Annotated in this window: 17 protein-coding genes; 10 read left to right on the top strand and 7 right to left on the bottom strand. The window is 32.6% G+C overall.

From position 1 onward, the window contains the following. From gcvT to ABI657_RS16280, 4 genes are all read left to right on the top strand, one after another. Positions 1-771, top strand: a 771-nt coding sequence (gcvT, locus tag ABI657_RS16295; protein WP_348098329.1) for a glycine cleavage system aminomethyltransferase GcvT, incomplete at its 5' end; no start/stop codon positions are given. Between the two features lie 238 nt (positions 772-1,009). Then, entirely contained in the window at positions 1,010-3,013 is a 2,004-nt protein-coding gene (locus ABI657_RS16290) for a carboxy terminal-processing peptidase (protein ID WP_348098328.1), read from the top strand. A 203-nt stretch (positions 3,014-3,216) separates the two neighbouring features. Then, complete coding sequence (locus ABI657_RS16285; protein ID WP_348098327.1) at positions 3,217-3,930, top strand: YebC/PmpR family DNA-binding transcriptional regulator; 714 nt, start codon at positions 3,217-3,219, stop codon at positions 3,928-3,930. Between the two features lie 130 nt (positions 3,931-4,060). Continuing rightward, on the top strand, positions 4,061-4,255 hold the full coding sequence (locus ABI657_RS16280; RefSeq protein WP_348098326.1) for a hypothetical protein: 195 nt from the start codon (positions 4,061-4,063) through the stop codon (positions 4,253-4,255). A gap of 78 nt (positions 4,256-4,333) precedes the next feature. On the opposite strand, the gene ABI657_RS16275 is transcribed toward ABI657_RS16280, so the two are convergent. Then, positions 4,334-5,245 carry a phytanoyl-CoA dioxygenase family protein gene (locus tag ABI657_RS16275; RefSeq protein WP_348098325.1) on the bottom strand — a complete coding sequence of 304 codons (912 nt, stop codon included), beginning with the start codon at positions 5,243-5,245 and terminating at the stop codon, positions 4,334-4,336. Between the two features lie 312 nt (positions 5,246-5,557). Between ABI657_RS16275 and kdsA the strand changes: the two genes are divergently transcribed. Next, positions 5,558-6,376, top strand: a complete 819-nt coding sequence (gene kdsA, locus ABI657_RS16270; protein WP_348098324.1) for a 3-deoxy-8-phosphooctulonate synthase — start codon at positions 5,558-5,560, stop codon at positions 6,374-6,376. A gap of 16 nt (positions 6,377-6,392) precedes the next feature. Next, the gene (locus ABI657_RS16265; protein WP_348098323.1) at positions 6,393-7,256 is read left to right on the top strand and encodes a hypothetical protein; all 864 of its coding nucleotides are present in this window, start codon (positions 6,393-6,395) and stop codon (positions 7,254-7,256) included. Between the two features lie 58 nt (positions 7,257-7,314). On the opposite strand, the gene ABI657_RS16260 is transcribed toward ABI657_RS16265, so the two are convergent. After that, positions 7,315-7,860: a DUF1697 domain-containing protein gene (locus tag ABI657_RS16260; RefSeq protein WP_348098322.1), complete on the bottom strand. Its 546-nt coding sequence runs from the start codon at positions 7,858-7,860 to the stop codon at positions 7,315-7,317. An 86-nt stretch (positions 7,861-7,946) separates the two neighbouring features. Next, positions 7,947-8,387 (bottom strand): hypothetical protein, encoded by a 441-nt coding sequence (locus ABI657_RS16255; protein ID WP_348098321.1) that lies wholly within the window; start codon positions 8,385-8,387, stop codon positions 7,947-7,949. Between the two features lie 328 nt (positions 8,388-8,715). Here ABI657_RS16255 and recG point away from each other — a divergent pair, with 328 nt between their 5' ends. After that, complete coding sequence (recG, locus tag ABI657_RS16250) at positions 8,716-10,824, top strand: ATP-dependent DNA helicase RecG (protein WP_348098320.1); 2,109 nt, start codon at positions 8,716-8,718, stop codon at positions 10,822-10,824. 94 nt (positions 10,825-10,918) lie between these two features. Here the strand turns inward: recG and ABI657_RS16245 are convergent, their stop codons facing one another. The 3 genes from ABI657_RS16245 to ABI657_RS16235 all read right to left on the bottom strand — a co-directional run bounded on the left by ABI657_RS16245 (position 10,919) and on the right by ABI657_RS16235 (position 14,825). Then, positions 10,919-11,296 carry a hypothetical protein gene (locus ABI657_RS16245; protein WP_348098319.1) on the bottom strand — a complete coding sequence of 126 codons (378 nt, stop codon included), beginning with the start codon at positions 11,294-11,296 and terminating at the stop codon, positions 10,919-10,921. 105 nt (positions 11,297-11,401) lie between these two features. Next, on the bottom strand, positions 11,402-13,732 hold the full coding sequence (locus ABI657_RS16240; RefSeq protein ID WP_348098318.1) for a hypothetical protein: 2,331 nt from the start codon (positions 13,730-13,732) through the stop codon (positions 11,402-11,404). Then, complete coding sequence (locus tag ABI657_RS16235) at positions 13,692-14,825, bottom strand: hypothetical protein (protein ID WP_348098317.1); 1,134 nt, start codon at positions 14,823-14,825, stop codon at positions 13,692-13,694. Before ABI657_RS16235 ends, ABI657_RS16240 begins: the two co-directional genes overlap by 41 nt. Before the next feature lie 111 nt (positions 14,826-14,936). Between ABI657_RS16235 and prmA the strand changes: the two genes are divergently transcribed. The 3 genes from prmA to ABI657_RS16220 all read left to right on the top strand — a co-directional run bounded on the left by prmA (position 14,937) and on the right by ABI657_RS16220 (position 16,683). After that, entirely contained in the window at positions 14,937-15,770 is an 834-nt protein-coding gene (prmA, locus tag ABI657_RS16230; RefSeq protein WP_348098316.1) for a 50S ribosomal protein L11 methyltransferase, read from the top strand. Between the two features lie 36 nt (positions 15,771-15,806). Continuing rightward, positions 15,807-16,082, top strand: a complete 276-nt coding sequence (locus ABI657_RS16225; protein ID WP_348098315.1) for an ATP-dependent Clp protease adaptor ClpS — start codon at positions 15,807-15,809, stop codon at positions 16,080-16,082. Between the two features lie 151 nt (positions 16,083-16,233). After that, on the top strand, positions 16,234-16,683 hold the full coding sequence (locus tag ABI657_RS16220; RefSeq protein ID WP_348098314.1) for a 2-dehydro-3-deoxyphosphooctonate aldolase: 450 nt from the start codon (positions 16,234-16,236) through the stop codon (positions 16,681-16,683). Positions 16,684-16,769: 86 nt separating this feature from the next. Here ABI657_RS16220 and acs read toward each other — a convergent pair. After that, positions 16,770-18,673: acetate--CoA ligase (acs, locus tag ABI657_RS16215; RefSeq protein WP_348098313.1), on the bottom strand; the 1,904-nt coding region annotated here is incomplete at its 5' end.

Below are 18,673 nucleotides of genomic sequence, written 5' to 3'. Positions count from 1 at the left end.
GAGCAGTATTTACTGGTTGTAAATGCTTCGAATATTGAAAAAGACTGGAACTGGATTTCGTCGCACAATGATTTAGGCGTTGAGATGAAAAACCTTTCGGATGATTATTCGTTATTGGCTATTCAGGGACCAAAAGCGGTTGAAGCTATGCAGTCATTGTCTTCTACAGATTTATCGGCAATTGCTTATTATCATTTTGAAGTGGCTGATTTTGCCGGAATCGAGCATGTTATTATTTCGGCTACCGGTTATACGGGTTCAGGAGGTTTTGAAATTTACTGCAAAAACAGTGAAGCTGAACAAATCTGGAATAAGGTTTTTGAAGCCGGTGCTGCATTCGGAATCAAACCGATTGGTCTTGCTGCCCGTGATACTTTACGTTTGGAAATGGGTTTCTGCCTTTACGGAAATGATATTAACGACACCACTTCTCCGCTTGAAGCAGGTTTGGGATGGATTACGAAGTTCAATAAGGAATTTACCAATTCAGACAATCTTAAAAAACAAAAAGAAGAAGGCGTTACCAAAAAATTAGTCGCTTTTGAAATGCAGGAACGTGCCGTACCAAGACACGATTATGAAATTGTAGATGCTTCAGGAAATGCTATCGGAATTGTAACTTCGGGCACAATGTCACCTTCAATGAACAAAGGAATTGGATTGGGATATGTTACTGTAAATCATAGTAGCGTTGAGAGCGATATTTTTATCAGAATCAGAAAAAATGATGTTCCGGCTAAAGTGGTAAAATTACCTTTTTATAAAAAATAATTTTTATTCAAAATACAGTTTAAGAATAGTAAATGCATTACACTGAAAAGTGATAATGCATTTTTTTTATCTGAAGTCTGAATTTAGCTGTAAAATTACGTTAATATTTTGCAAATCAATATGTTAAGCAAACTCACCTTTTATTTATAGGCGATTGCAATATTTTTAAAAAAAATAAACGTAAATTTAATTTAGAATGTGACTCTTGCTATATGAAAAGTAATTTCCTTTTTTTTTATTGACAACAACTATTCTCTTTGCGCAGAATAGTGCTGAAACATGTGAAACACTTACTAAAATAAATATACTTATCCAGTCAGAACATGTGAAACCTAAACTTGTTGATGACAGTTTATCAGTTTTTGTTTTTGACAATCTTATGGATGACTTAGATCCCTCGAGAAATATTTTTTTTAAAACAGAATACGATGAAATGTCAAAAAAATATCGTTTGAATCTGGATGATCTTATTCTTAAAAACGACTGCAGTTTTCTGGCAGATATTAATACTAAATATACTAACGGAATATATCGGACAAAAAAGGTACTGGAAAAAATCCAGAATGAACCGTTTGATTATACTACAAAAGATACGATTCGGTTTTATAAAAAAGCATTTGACTTTTATCTAAAAAATGAAAATGTAGAAAAAGTATGGCTTAAGAAATTACGTTATCAGATTATGGATGAAATTTCTGAATCGGGAAATAATCTGGATTCTTTAAAAACCCATTTTAAGTCAATTGAATCAACAGTCAAAAAAACGATATTCTCTAATGAAATTTGTAAAATTGATGCGCTTTTAGAAGCAAAAGATACTCAGCAGGATAAACTCTATAATTTATTCTGCATGTATTTTGATCCACACACTGCCTATTTCAGTAATGATTCCAAATCAAGTTTTGTTGCCTCATTGTCTAAAGAACATTTATCCCTTGGCGTGAGTGTTAATCTGAATGAAAAAAATGAAATCATTATTGAGGAAATCGATCCTAACGGACCTGCTTATAAAACGGGACAGATTAAAAAAGGAGACCAGATTATTTCTATCTCCAATCAAAAAGAAACCTTACAGGTAGCATGTTCTTCACTGGAATCGATATCTAACATGATTTTATCCGAATCTAATAAAAATATTACACTTACGCTAAAAAGAAATTCCGGTAAAAATTTTGAAGTTGATATCGAAAAACAAGTGATGAAAGATGAGGAGAATTCTGTTTTCAGTTTCATCATTGGTAAGGACAATAAAGTTGGCTATATAAAAATACCCAGTTTTTATGCAGATTTGGAAAGCAATAGCAGAAAAGGCTGCGCAGATGATGTGGCAAGGGAAATTATTAAATTAGAACGGGATGATATAAAAGGCCTTATTATTGATTTGATTGATAATGGAGGCGGTTCAATGGAAGAAGCAATCAGATTAGCTGGCATGTTTGTTGATTATGGTCCGATTTCTATTGTAGTGGATAATAAAAACAGACAATCCGTAATTAATGATCCCTACAGAGGATTAATTTATAAAGGACCGGTTGTGATTTTAATGAATAGTAATTCGGCATCTGCAAGTGAATTTTTTGCTTCTATATTGCAGGATTATAATCGTGCCTTATTATTGGGCAGTAATACCCTTGGAAAAGCCACTATGCAAACAATTGTATCGTTGGATGAAAATAAAAATACTGATTTCTTAAAACTTACAATCAATAAATTTTACAGAGTCACCGGCAAAAGCCACCAGTACATCGGTGTTAAACCAGATGTACTAATTCCTGAATTTTATGAAGGTATTTATCCAAAGGAAAGCAACTATCCAACTGCTATTAAAAATGATAGTATTAAGACCACTTTGAAATACAAGCCGTATGTAAAAAGAACACTTATTGATAAATTAGCCAAAAACAGCAGTGCGAGAGTGGCAGATAATATTTATTTTAATTCTGTAAAAGAGATCAACCTCAAAATCGAACAAATGGTAAATATTCCAAAAGCCGAAATTCCGATCACTTTGGATGCTGTTTTTGAACAGAAGAAAATAAGAAATTCACTTTGGACAGAAATCAATACTTTTAATGATGAAAATAGTCCGCTGGATGTTTACAATTCGACTGTTAACCAATTTTTATTGGGTGTAAATCCTAATGACACAACGCTCAATCAATATAAGATTGATTATCTCAAAACAAATCCTTATTTAAATGAAGCTGTCAATATTATTAATGAATTTAATAAGGTCAAATAAATTTCATTTTATATTTCAAGGCCTAAGCTTTTGAAAATAGGCAATTAACCAAAAACAACAAAGTCTTCAATTAAAAGAAACGATTCAAATTGCAATTATTTCTGACATAATTAATTGAAAAAAGAATTTAAAAAAGAATAGAATTTGGGTTTGAAAAAATAAGGAATAACCGTATTTTTGCATCTCAAAATAAAAAATCAGTAATGGGAAGAGCATTCGAATTTAGAAAAGGAAGAAAGATGAAACGTTGGTCAGCAATGGCCAAAACATTTACCCGAATTGGTAAAGATATCGTTATGGCTGTTAAGGAAGGTGGTCCTAACCCTGATGCCAATTCCAGATTAAGAGCTGTGATTCAAAATGCAAAAGCGGCCAACATGCCTAAGGAAAATGTGGAGCGTGCCATAAAAAATGCAAGTAATAAAGATACCGCCAACTATAAGGAAATTTTATTTGAAGGATATGCTCCGCACGGAATCGCAATTTTGATTGAAACGGCATCTGACAACAATAACAGAACGGTTGCTAATATTCGGAGCTATTTTAATAAATGTAATGGAACAATGGGAACACAGGGTTCGGTTGAGTTTATGTTTGACCATACCTGTAATTTCCGAATTGCAAAAGGAAATCTTGATCCTGAAGAACTGGAATTAGAACTAATTGATTTTGGTGCCGAAGAAGTTTTTGAAGATGAAGACGGAATCTTAATCTACGCATCTTTTGGAAGTTTTGGAGCTTTGCAGAAAGAATTAGAAAACAGAGGCCTTGAGATTTTATCTTCTGGTTTTGAGCGTATTCCGCAAATTACTAAAGAACTTACCGAAGCCCAAATCGCTGATGTAGAAAAACTAATTGAAAAAATAGAAGAGGATGATGACGTTATGAATGTTTATCATACGATGAAAGAAGAATAATATTTTCTTGAATAATAATAAAAGCCCTGGATTTTCAGGGCTTTTTGTTTGTAATGAGTTTAAACAGTTTTACAAAAGAACAGCTAAACTTATAACTGTTATCTTTATATTTCCAAAAATAAATAAGTTTATGAAAAATTCAAAATACACAAAATTTGTTGTAATTACAATGGTTGTATTATTTGTAATTGTCAGCATGTTAAGCTGTACCATACACCAATCGAATTCTAGCAATAGTTCCAATAAGCTGCCACCGGGTCAGGCTAAGAAAATGTCAGGAAGCAAAAGTGCAAAAGCATATGCTCCCGGTCAGCAAAAAAAATAATTAAAATAAGAATATTATTTTTCTTTTACTAAAGCCTTAGAAGTTTAAGGCTTTAGTAAAATATCAACTTTAGATAATTTAAATCCATTCTGTAGCATCTTTATAATTATCAGGCAGATAGGTAAGATACTGTACCATTCTTGGAAATAAGCCATGATTAGCAGTAGCGCAATGAGGCAAAGCTTTATGCCATATAATGAAATCGCCTGCATGACCGGTTACAGCAACCGGTTTTAATATTTTTACAGCTATTTCTCTTGGATTATCCATAGGATTTAAATCTTCCATCCACTGCTCTATTTTTCTATGAAATCCGGGCACACAATGGAATGCCCCTTCATTTCCTGCACAGTCTGTAAGGTATAAAAGTCCCTGCAAACCAAACGGAATAGGTAATTTTAAACTAACATCCCAATGAAGGCGGCTTCCTAAAAACTTAAAACTTTCTGATTCAGGAGGATTAAAACTTACTTTATCAATGGTTTTATAAATATTTTTGCTTTTATAAAGCTGTTCATATGCTTTTTGTATCCGTAAAGAGGATCTGTTTTTATTTAATACTGGATGATTAGAGAAATTAACCATTAATCCTTTTTGTTCAATATGTCTGTTATACCATGTTTCGCTTTTATCAGGATCCATTCCAAGAAAATCCCAAATGGCCTTTTGAGTTTCTTGGCAGTCTGATAGTGTGACAGCGTTTTTTACTATTACATATCCGTTTTCATTCCAAAAATCGAGATCTTCTTTGGAAAGTACATCTTCAGAATCATCTTGTTTTATATTTTTAATTTCGTTTTTATTCTGCAGTATCCAATTTTTAAAAGATTCAAAATCAGGTTTATTAAAATACAGATATTGAAGTGTATCTTCCATACTGATGCCTAATCGATAGAGCATTTCTATTTCTTCATTCCAGGTAGCATCATCATTTACAGATTGAGGGTTTACAGTGCGTTTCCAAAGCTTTTCAAAAATAGTCCACTCCATAATTTCTTTTAAATATTTTGTAACTCAAAAATAGTATAATTCAACGACTTTTCTTATTAATAAAAAACATCTCAATTGTTATGCTTCCACTACTGCTCCAGCCCTGATAGAAGCGGAAATCATTTTTTGAGAAAGCCTGTTTTTTACGGGCCTTGCAGAGCGACCAACGAAAGCTTTGCAAGGACCAGTTAAAAAAAGGACTTGGAGAAAAATATTAGAGCGGATAGCAGGATTAGCTTCATAAAATAATCTTCAATACTTATCGGTAAATGGTAAATCATAACTATCTTTGCACTGTCAAAAAATCATACTATGAACATAGATAATATTCCACAAATTAAGCATGTAGAAAGTGGCAATTTCTTTTTACTGGCAGGACCTTGCGCTATTGAAGGAGAAGAAATGGCACTCAGAATTGCTGAAAAATTAGTTGGTATTACCGACAAACTTCAGATTCCTTATGTATTTAAAGGTTCTTTTAAAAAAGCTAACCGTTCCCGAATTGATAGTTTTTCAGGAATTGGTGACGAAAAAGCATTAAAAATTTTAAGAAAGGTTTCAGAAACTTTTCATGTTCCAACTGTAACAGACATTCATACGAATGAAGATGCTGATATGGCGGCACAATATGTAGATATTTTGCAGATTCCTGCTTTTCTGGTTCGTCAGACTGATCTTCTTGTTGCTGCGGCAAACACAGGAAAGGTGGTGAACTTAAAAAAAGGACAGTTTATGAGTCCGGAAAGCATGAAACATGCCGTACAAAAAGTATTGGACTGTAATAACGAAAATGTAATTATTACAGATCGTGGGACTATGTTTGGTTATCAGGATATGATTGTTGATTACAGAGGTATTCCGACAATGCAGCAATATGCTAAAACTGTTTTGGATGTAACGCATTCTTTGCAACAGCCCAACCAAACTGCCGGTGTTACCGGTGGAAGACCTGATATGATTGAAACGGTTGCAAAAGCCGGTATTGCCGTAGGTGTTGATGGTATTTTTATCGAAACCCATTTTGATCCTGCCAATGCAAAAAGTGATGGTGCGAACATGCTGCATTTGGACTATTTTGAAGGTCTGATGACCAAATTGGTTGCTATCAGAAAAACTGTTAATTCATTTTAATACACCAAACAGTAAATTGAAAAATAAATTTTTATTCTTGCCTTTTTTCGTAATTTGTTTCGCTGTAAACACATTTGCCCAGGATGAAGTTGCAATACAAGATAAATACACGGCACACAATAAAGGAAAATTCTTTGTTTCCTGGGGTGGCAACAGAGACAGTTATTCTAAATCTGATGTAACTTTCAGAGGGAAAGATTATAATTTTACTGTTGAAAATATGTCAGCGCATGACAAACCGAAAGGATGGCATGTAGATTATATTAATCCGGGCCGAATGACAATTCCGCAGACAAACGCCAGACTCGGTTATTTTATTAGCGATCATTACAGTATTACGCTTGGTGTTGATCATATGAAGTATGTGATGACACAAGATCAGATAGCGAATGTTACCGGTAACGTTAATTTACCATTAGATCAGCCTGGTGCTGTTCATAATGATATTTATAACAATACTCCAGTAGATTTTTCGGATAAAACTTTCCTGACTTATGAGCATACTGATGGTCTGAATTATGTAAATACCGAAGTTTCAAGATTTGATGACATTTCAAAATGGTTCAGTTTGCCAAATACTGATAAAGTGCAAATCAACTTAACTGAAGGTTTGGGAGCCGGAGTTTTATATCCTAAAACCAATACAATGCTTTTAGGAAAAGACCGACATGACGATTTTCATGTTTCCGGCTATGGAGTATCAGCAAAAGCTGGAATTAATTTTACTTTTTTCAAGCATTTTTATATTCAGGGTGAACTAAAAGGAGGTTATATAAACATGCAGGATATCAAAACTACAGTAAGTGATGAAGATAGCGCTTCGCAGGACTTTTTCTTCTTTCAAAGAATTATCGCTTTTGGAGGTATTTTTAGAATCTAAAAAAAACGCTAACAATAATAAAAAGCAGAATCAATACTAAATTGGTTCTGCTTTTTATTTATTCCTCATTATACAGCTGTAACAAATTAGTGACTGTATTCCAATTCCTGATTGTTGCTGTTACATTCAATTTTTTTTCTATGTACTTCTGATCAAATCTGGTTTTTCCTGCTCCTACGGCGTATTTGATAAAAATTCTGTTACCATCAATACTGGCTTCATCCGGCTTGAACTGACTAATCTTTAAGTCATTTATATTTTCATTTTTTAAAGCCACAGAAACAAAAGCGACATACAGTTTTTTGGTATCAACCTCTTTTTCTTTAAGAAAATGATTATTCTTAAAACACAATTCCAAATCCCTTTTAGTGATTACAACAGTTGGCACTTCATGTCCAAAGGTTTTAAAAATTTCCTGTTTGATCATAAATCCTACTTTCGAAGCGCTTTCTTCATCAGTATCTACCAATACATTTCCGGACTGCAAATAAGTCCGAATGTTTTGAAAACCAATGTTTTTTAACATTGTTTTCAAAGCTTCCATTTTCATCATATTATGTCCTGAAACGTTGATGCCGCGTAAAAGTGCTAAGTGTGTTGTCATTTCAAAAATTTAAGATAAAACAAAAGAGTACTCAATAATTTAAAATCAAATACTCTTTTTATATCTGCAAACTTACAGTTTTTTATTTATGCTTTTTTATAAATCAAGCCCGGACCATCACACATTTGCCAAGAACTTTGTAATAAACTATCTTCATTAACTGAAAGAAATTCAGATAAATCGCCGTAACAATTCCCTATAATTGAATTACTTTCTTTATGTTTTAAGGCAAAACCTGAAGTATCATCAATAGTAGTAATTACAAATGTTCCGATAGACGTTGTTGTGACATTGTTTCTAACTCTTGTTTTTGTAAATGTTCCGTCAGTATTAAAAACATAATTTTCCTGCCATTCCATTTTAGAACCTGTTGTTTCAGAATTAATAAAAGAACCTGACATTTTAATTAGCGTCCATTTTCCATAATAATCATTTACAACAGTCGACTTTGATTCTTCATTATTACTCTCTTTTGAGCAGGAAATGAGACTTAACATAAGAATAAAAACAATCCCGAATTTTTTCATTTGTTTTGGTTTTTAATGTTTAATATACTTAAAAGATGATTGTTTTGTTAAATGGTTGCTTCAACTTGTAATTTAATAACATGAAAAATTAAATCATTATTTTAAAATACAATAATAACAAGACTTTAATTGAAATAAAACGCATTAAAATCATTCTGAAAATACCAAAGTAATTGATTTTGAAAACATATTAGACTTTCAAAATTGTGAATTAAAATCTATCTTCGCTTGAGAAATAAAGAAAACAGGCACATTTACAGTCGTTTCTCTATTATCTTTCTGCAAAACTAAAATATAAAAACCTAAGCCAGTTTAAAAGTCTAAAAGAATGTCGAATAATCTCCTTGATACCCCAATCGAATATTTAAAAGGCGTTGGCCCCAGTCGTGGTCAGTTGCTTCGTAAGGAATTGGGAATTCACAAATACGGGGATTTAATAAATTTTTTTCCAAACCGGTATATTGACAGAACCCGTTATTACAAAATCAATGAACTTCAAAATACAGGTTCTGAAGTTCAGATTATTGGAAAAATTATCAATATAAAAACGGTTGAATTTGCAAAGAATAAAAAACGTCTGGTAGCAACTTTTGTGGATGAAACAGGACAAATTGACTTAAATTGGTTTCAGGGACACAAATGGATTAGGGAGAGTTTAAAACTGAATGAAGCTTGCGTGATTTTTGGAAAGTGCTCTTTATATGGAAGCCAGTTTAGCATGGCACATCCGGAAATTGAGCTTTTGGCAGAACATGAAAACAGCCTTCGTTCAGCCATGCAGCCTGTTTATCCGTCTACCGAAACTTTGACAAACCGTGGAATTTCAAATCGGACGATTAACAAATTGATGGAACAGCTTTTTATCGAAACTCAGGCTTTGTTTACTGAAACTTTTCCTTCTTATCTCATGGATGAATTAAAATTAATCCCTAAGAAAGCCGCTTTATTTAATATTCATTTTCCTAAAAGCCCAGATGCTTTAGCCAAAGCACAATTCCGTTTGAAATTCGAGGAATTATTTTTTATACAGTTACAATTAATTACCAAAAACTTAATTAGAAAGCACAAAATTAAAGGGCATCCTTTCACAAAAGTAGGAGAATATTTTAATGAGTTTTATCAAAATCATTTGCCTTTTGAACTTACTAATGCGCAAAAAAGAGTAGTAAAAGAAATCCGTTCAGACATGGGTAGCAATGCTCAAATGAACCGATTATTACAAGGGGATGTTGGTTCCGGAAAAACTATTGTCGCTTTTTTAAGTATGTTGCTGGCAATCGACAATGGATTTCAGGCTTGTTTGATGGCGCCGACTGAAATTTTGGCCAATCAGCATTTTATCGGATTATCTGAACTAGCCAAAAAATTAGATATCAACATAAAAATACTGACAGGTTCAACAAAAACTTCAGCTAGAAAAATCATTCATGAAGAATTGGAAAATGGATCATTACATATATTAATTGGTACTCACGCTTTGCTGGAAGATAAGGTAAAATTCCAGAATTTAGGGTTGGCTGTTATTGATGAGCAACATCGATTTGGTGTTGAACAGCGTTCTAAATTATGGAAGAAAAATGAAATTCCGCCACACGTATTGGTTATGACCGCTACTCCTATTCCGAGAACTTTGGCGATGAGTTTATACGGAGATTTGGATATTTCCGTAATTGATGAACTGCCTCCCGGCAGAAAACCAATACAGACCGTTCACAGGTTTGATAGTAATCGATTAAAGGTCTGGAAATTTTTACGTGATGAAATAGCTAAAGGCAGACAAATCTACATTGTTTATCCTTTGATCCAGGAATCTGAAAAAATGGATTTTAAAGACTTAATGGATGGTTATGAGAGTATTTCACGTGATTTTCCGCTGCCTCAATATTCAATTTCTATTTTACACGGAAAGATGAAACCTTCAGATAAAGATGCTGAAATGAAAAGGTTTTCAGAAGGAAAAACCAATATTATGGTAGCAACAACGGTAATTGAAGTTGGTGTCAATGTTCCGAATGCGAGTGTAATGATTATAGAAAGTGCCGAACGCTTTGGATTATCACAACTGCATCAATTACGTGGACGCGTTGGTCGTGGAGCCGAACAGAGTTATTGCATTTTAATGACTAGCCATAAGTTGAGTTCCGACAGTAAAACCCGAATGGAAACAATGGTTCAAACGAATGATGGTTTCGAAATTGCCGAAGTCGATCTTAAACTTCGTGGTCCGGGTGATTTAATGGGAAAACAACAAAGCGGTGTTTTAAATCTCCAAATTGCCGATATTGTACGTGATCGGGATATTTTGGGTCTGGCCAGAAATTATGCCATGAAAATATTAAAAGAAGATGCTCCACTACAAAAACCTGAACATGCTGCTTTAAAGGCAGTTTTCATTGAATTGACCAGGAAAAAAAATATCTGGAATTATATTAGTTAAAAATTTTCTCAGTAATATAAACTGAATTATTCATATAAAAAGAAAGACCCCAAATCATAATTTAAGGTCTTAGTAGTAATGTAATTATAAATATTTAATTAAAATATTTCGTAATGTAGTCAATAAGATTTTCATCACTCATTTTATTAGATGTACTTTCACTGGATACAGCATTTTTATATTGTGGGGTTTCCGCTAAAAATTTTATAAACTGTTCCTGACTTTGTCCAGTTCCGGTTATATGAATCTGATCAATATTAGGCATTTTACTTGCAATTTCTTTGAAAAATTTGTGTGTCAGGCTTATTTCCTGATTGTTTGCATTTTTTTCATTCGAATTATTATCCGCTCCTGCATTTTTCACGTGTCCGAGTATCGTAAATTCTTCATTATCAACTTCTTCTTTTCCTACGATTGTTGCGTTGTGTGCATCCATCCAAACTCCAAACGACTTTTTGTTTTTATCTGACATAATTATTTATATTTACTTAAAGGTAGCCTTCTATAAATTAAAATATCTCTTTTTGTGTTAAGATTGTGATTTGCCAAATTGATATACGAAGTTTAAATAAGCAGTTTAATTAACATAAGAATCTAAAAGCGGACAATTATATTTTTTAAAAGTTGCGGTATTCGAATAAACAGAATAAAAATTGTGAAGCTCCTGGCCTGCTTTAAACTTGACAACTTCCTGATCTGAATATACATAATCAGCATAATAGTCATAATAATTACATTCGAAAATCATTAAACTTGCCATTGCTTTTTCATTATTGTTTTTAGACATTTTTAAAGCCTTTTCATAATACATTTTGGCTATCGTTAAGTTGTAATAATTGCCATTCTGATATTTCTTTTCAACCTCAGTATTATCACCATAAATGTAATCAATATAAGATTCTCCGGAAGTCCAGTCATAGGCAGTCATCATCCAGGAATTACCCAAATAGGAAACATTAAAATAGGCATGTGCCAGCTGTAAATTACTTGCGGCTGTATTTTGCTTTTTTAAGCGAATTAGTTTTTCGATAAATTGGGCTTTATTGAAATGATAATTGAATTTACGTTCTTCTGTTTTTTGCAATATTTTAGGGGTAAATGGATTTTCATTAAGATAATCCTTAAATGAATAATTCTTTTCCCAGAAATTTTTTGGTATTTCGGAGAATGTCTTGTACGCTAATTCCAAATCATTGTTCCTAAAAGCAAGTGTTCCTTTTAAATCCTTATAATAGTTCACATTTGCACATATTGTTCCGGAACAGATGTATTTCTCGAAAGGCGTTTTATCTTCTTTTTGTTGTAGTGCTATTAACTTGTCCATATCCTCTACTGTTGCATGACGATCAAAATAACCGATATAAGTATAAAAATAGGGAGTATCATTCCTATAATATACATCTTGATTTTTATTGTCAGATTTCATGAATAACAAACCGGCCATAACTCTATTTCCTTGCTTAAAAAATTCACTGCTGGCAATCCTGTATAAACTGTAAAGATTTTTAAACAATCCATTATCACTTTCTACCAGGTTTTCTACAGCATTAAAATATTCAAAAAGTTGATTTTGAACTTTTTCGTTTTGAAGATCATTTTGTTTTAAGGCAATTAAGGACAATTGAATATTTTTTTGCATTTGTATGGAAGCATTTGCCTTATCGGAAATCATATTTGTATATTTTTTTCCTAAATCAACTTTATCATCGATAAAACAAAGCTGCGCTATTGCAGTTGTAATATAATCCTTTTGCTCACCGGAACTTTGGTCGTGAATTGAAATCAAAAAATCTTTCAATTCTCTTAAATACACAATATCCTTAGCATAATTTTCCTGTTTTGCTTTAGCGTAATCATCATACCAATTCTCACCATTTAAAACAACTGACGGACCAGCATTTGTAAATTGCGGTGTAAAAATCCAGTCTTCAAGTTTGTTAATTTCTCTTCCAATCAGGAAACTCAGATACAAACTATTCGGACTTAACCCGTAAATTTCTTTTATCGCTTTTAAATCAGGGGCAGGATTTCGCAGGCTTTCTATTGCCAGAATCATGCTTCGTTCTTCATCATTTTGGGCTAAAGCTAAAGTTTCTAAAGTCAGTTTCCAGTTATAATGCTGTAAAACCGCAAATGATTTATCTTCGCAAGTTGCAAAAACCTTACTTAGTAAATAATTCTGTAAAGTGAAATCTTCTATACATAAAGCCTTATAATACAATGCCCAAGGTTGTAAAATCGTGTTTTTATTTTTATCAAAATAGGTATCATATAAACGGATTACCTCATTTGAATCCTGGCTATAAAAACTATATCTTAAAATTAAAAAAGCATAACGCTGTTTTAAAAAGAGATCTTTCGCAGACGTTATTTTTTGTTCAAAATCTTCTAAATCCTGTCCTTTTTTTCCATTACTTTCTGAATTAATATTGTTCCAGGATTCCCATTTTTCAACTGGACTTCCTTCATATTCTAATTTTTTAGCAAACATAATATAATCCAGGAAAGCTTTATTTTTTGGCAATAATAAAGTCGCAATGAAACTATTCCCGGCAAAAACATTTTTTAAAGCATTGTTTTCATAAGCATTTTGAAAAACTTCGGAATCTGTCTGATATAAGATGAAATAAACATCATCGGGATTAATCTGGTTCCTTAATTTTTTCTTCCACTCCTGACAATTCAATTGCTGATCAGCATCAGAAATTGCATCTGTGTCATAATACCAATCTGCCGAATAATAAAACGGAGTCAGCTTAAAAAAACCTTCACGTTGCGCTTTAAACAAAGACAATCTGCTGGTTTCCGGTGAAACATTCCAACCACAGGCAAAAGATACCTGAAAACATAGTATTAAAATTAAGCTATTAAAAACGAGCATAATAGTCGGATATATTTTGGGTTCCATAATCGTTAATGTATTTTTTATTTAATGAGAAGAATGTTACCCGCGTTTGATTGTCAATGGGTATTTTATCTTTAATAATAGAAATCATTTTATCCAGCTCATCATCTGAAATCTTTTCAATTCTAATTTCGTCTCCATTTCGTAAATATGTCTGTCCCACCAAAACATCATCTTGCAAAAAATACTTATTAGATGATGACTTCTTTAATTTTATGGTGTCCAGCAACAACTGATCATAATCAGATAAAATTCCTTTAAATGTGTTTCCTCTAAAGAGAACGGCCCAGCTGTAAAGCGGCAAAGCAATATCTAATTTAAGTTTATATTGATCGTGAGTAATATATTGTTGTAATTCTTCACTTGTACCAATTGAATTTTTGGTTTGGAAATCATCTGGTTTTGTTATATTATAACACATTAACAATCCTTTATCAACTGGAGGAATACCGGCTTTTTCTGCATATTTATATTGCCAGAGACGTATTGTAGCCGATATTTTTGAAGTCGTAAATCCTTTTTTGATCTTTTTAAGCAAATAAAAATAATTTTCTTTTGATTTTTCTGACCAGTCACAGTCAATCAGGATTTCTTTAAAATCCGTTTTTAATTTTGCCAGCTCAGCCGATTTTACAGAATCATAACTGAGTAGTTTAGTTTCTTTTTCACTATATTTTTGCGGGTATAGAATTTCATAAGCGATTGATTCTGCTTTAGTCTGCTTCATTTTATCACCAATTTGTTGAACACGCCTGGAGATTTGTATGGCCAGACTATCCAATTGCTTCCTGTCAGATTGCAGGACAACTTCATTTGTAATAAAAATACTGGGTGTGATTTCCGGATTATTTTTATGAAGCCTAATGTCCCTGATTGTTGCAACCGGCAAAGGCTCTTTACTATACGGATTCCAATCTACATCAAAAAAGCGAACATATATATGTTTTACATTCAATTCATTCATCAATGAATCTTCTTCTTTTTGGAAATATAAATCGGTTTTCCAGTAACAAAATGATCGGATAACTTCATGCTCTTTTTCACAACTACCGGAACATAACACCAAAAAAAGCAAAGCAAAAAAGATATTTTTCATATAATAGATTACTTAAAAATCTTAATCAAAATTAACACTAATATTTGTAAGGATATTGATTATTATAAACAAAATCAACTTTCGATTCTTACCTTTGCAAAAAAATTATTTATGTCAAATATATATTTAGGTTACCATTTTACGATTGAACCAAAAGAACTTGGATCAGAAATTTTAGTTGCAGAACTAGGTGAAAAAGCGTTTGAAAGTTTTACAGAAACTGAGAACGGTATTTCGGCTTTTGTGAAGAAAGATTTATGGGATAAGAATATTCTGGATGACATTTATATTTTACAATCAGAAGAATTTAAAATTGCATATACAATTGAAGAAATCGATCAGGTAAACTGGAATGAAGAATGGGAAAAGAATTTTGAAGCTATTGATGTCGATGGAAAATGTCATGTCCGTGCTCCATTTCATCCAAAAACAGATGCCAAATTTGATATTGTCATAGAGCCCAAAATGAGTTTTGGAACAGGTCATCACGAAACTACACATATGATGATTCAACATTTACTTGAAATTGATGTTGAAGGTATGAAAACACTTGACATGGGTTGCGGAACAGCTATTTTAGCAATTTTAGCCGAAATGAAAGGCGCTTATCCTATTGATGCCATAGATATTGATAACTGGTGTTATTTGAATTCTATTGAAAATGCAGAACGCAATAATTGCCAGCACATTACAGTTTATGAGGGCGACGCAACTTTATTGGATGGAAAAAAATATGATTTAATTATTGCCAATATCAACCGCAATATCTTATTGAACGATATGCAGTCTTACATTAGTTCCTTAAATCCGCAGGCAACTTTGCTTTTGAGCGGTTTTTATGAAGAAGATATTCCGTTTATTGATGCTTCCTGTACAGAAAAAGGTTTAACATATGTAAAAAAGTTTCAAAGAAACAACTGGGTTTCATTAAAATATGTAAATTAGATACTGTAATTACAACAGTACAAAAACTTAAAAAACATGAGTACTAAAGAAAAAGTAAGAGAAAAAGTTCGCGAGAAGGAATCAACAGGCTTTAATAACGAAATCATTGTTTACAATGACGATGTAAACACTTTTGACCATGTAATTGACACTTTAATGCGTGTTTGCAGCCATACTCCTGAACAAGCAGAACAATGTTCCTTAATTGTACATTACAACGGAAAATGTACCGTAAAAACAGGACCTATTGATAAACTGAAACCACAATGTACACAACTTTTGGAGGCTGGCCTTAGCGCCGAAATTGTTTAAATATCATTTATATATTTTTAAAACATTCTATTTATCAAAAGATAAGAAGAATGTTTTTTATTTAATTTTTTCTTTGGCATAATATCTGAAAGCCATTATAAAAATGGTGTTTTGTCTATTATATTTGTAATTCAAAAAAATCATATTAACCATGAAAAAAATCCTTTTCTTCATCAGCCTTATCGTTCTCATATCATCTTGCGTCAGTAGCAGATCGACTTTAAAAAATGTAGATGATAATGCCCCGGATTTAATATTAAAAAAAGACAATACTTTTACCATTACGTTATTCAGCAAAGACAAAAAATATGGTTATAATCCTGATTATCCTATTAATATTTTTTATAGAAACACAAAAGATGAAGCACTTAATGAAACCCGTTTTCTAAATGCATTGGCAGGGCCAAAGGGAGAAAAAATATCGTATACAAGATTAGAGACATGTTGCCCTTTCCCAACAAAAAGAAGTGACATGGGAGCTGGTTTTTTGAATGTTTACGAAATTAAATGGGAAGGTCAGAAAAAGCCAATTAAACTTTATCTGAATGTTTATGAAAAAGGTATTTTAATGGTTCCGTTAGGATTAACTATAAAGAACTAATAAAAGAGATTATAATTTTCCTTTGTTAATTTCAATAAAAAATGCCTCATAAATTATGAGGCATTTTTTATTATTTATATGTCTTTTTAAGAAATTCTTTCGTTCATGATTTCTTCAACAACTTCAGGATTCAATAATGTTGAAGTATCGCCAAAGTTAGAAAAGTCACCTTCAGCGATTTTACGTAAAATTCTACGCATAATTTTACCTGAGCGTGTTTTCGGCAAACCAGAAACAAACTGAATTTTATCCAATTTAGCAATTGGACCAATATGATCAGCAATATACTGGTTGATTTCTTTCGTTAAATTTTCTTTATTACGAATCTCCCCTGTTTCTTTCAATATTACATAACCATATAAAGCATTTCCTTTAATCTCATGAGGAAAACCAACAATTGCAGATTCTGCAACGGCCTGATGTTCATTTATTGCATCTTCAATAGGTGCTGTACCCAAATTATGTCCTGAAACAATTACTACATCATCTACTCTACCAGTAATTCTGTAATAACCTACTTCATCTCTCAAAGCTCCGTCGCCTGTAAAATATTTTCCTGGAAAAGCAGAAAAATAAGTGTCTTTATAGCGTTGGTGATCTCCCCAGATAGTTCTCGCAATTCCAGGCCATGGAAATTTAATACACAAACTTCCAACTACTTGGTTACCCTCTATTTCATTACGTTTCTCATCCATCAAAACTGGCTGAATTCCAGGTAAAGGCAAAGTTGCATATGTTGGTTTTGTTGGGGTAACAAAAGCAATAGGAGAAATCATGATTCCACCAGTTTCTGTTTGCCACCAGGTATCAACAACGGGACATCTCTTATCGCCCACGTGGTCATTAAACCAGTGCCAAGCTTCTTCGTTGATTGGCTCTCCTACTGATCCTATAACTTTAAGCGATTTCAGAGGATATTTTTGAATATAATCTAAGCTTTCTTTTGCTAAAGAACGAATTGCCGTTGGCGCAGTATAGAATTGTGTGATTTTATGTTTTTCGATAATATCCCAAAAACGGCTAAAATCAGGATAAGAAGGAACTCCTTCAAAAATTACTGTTGTTCCACCATTCAATAATGGTCCGTATAAAATATAGGAATGTCCAGTAATCCACCCAATGTCTGCAGTACACCAAAAAATATCATTTTCTTCATGGCTGAATACATTTTTAAATGTATAAGCTGTATAAACCATATAACCGGCAGTTGTATGCACCATTCCTTTTGGTTTTCCAGTTGAGCCAGAAGTATATAAAATAAATAAAGGATCCTCAGCATCCATTATTTCTGCTACATTGTACTCAAGAGCTGCATCTAATAAAGGCTGTAACCAAATGTCACGACCGTCTTTCATTTCAATTTCTGTTTCTGTTCTTCTTACAACCAAAACCTTTGTAACACAAGGACATGTATCCAGAGCTTCATCAACAATTCCTTTTAAATCAATTGTTTTATTTCCACGGTAACCTCCATCGGAAGTAATGACCATTTTACATTCACAATCATTAATTCTTGCAGAAACAGCTGAAGCTGAAAATCCTGCAAAAATAACAGAGTGTATGGCACCAATTCTGGCACAGGCTAAAACTGCTACTGCAAGTTCCGGAATCATTGGTAAATAAATACAAACTCTGTCTCCTTTGCTAACACCTTGCTCACGCAAAACATTTGCCATTTTAGAAACTCTCTCGTATAATTCGTTATATGAAATATGAAGTGCACTTTCAGTAGGATCATTTGGTTCAAAAATAATAGCAGTTTTTTCTCCTCTTTTGCTTAAATGCCTATCAATACAGTTTTTGGTTATATTAACTTTTGCTTCGGTAAACCATTTTACTTCAGCCTCAGCCATATTAAAATCTACAACTTTTTCCCATTGTTGATACCATGTGAAATTCTCTTCGGCTATCTTCCCCCAAAATTTCCTTGGTTCTCTTATTGACTTATTGTAATGTTTAAAATATTGTTCTAAATTTTCAATTTTATAAT

The sequence above is a fragment of the Flavobacterium sp. genome, from assembly GCF_039930565.1.
Taxonomy (GTDB): Bacteria; Bacteroidota; Bacteroidia; order Flavobacteriales; family Flavobacteriaceae; genus Flavobacterium.
Note: the sequence above shows the minus strand (reverse complement) of the source record. Positions and strands in the feature narration are given on the sequence as shown.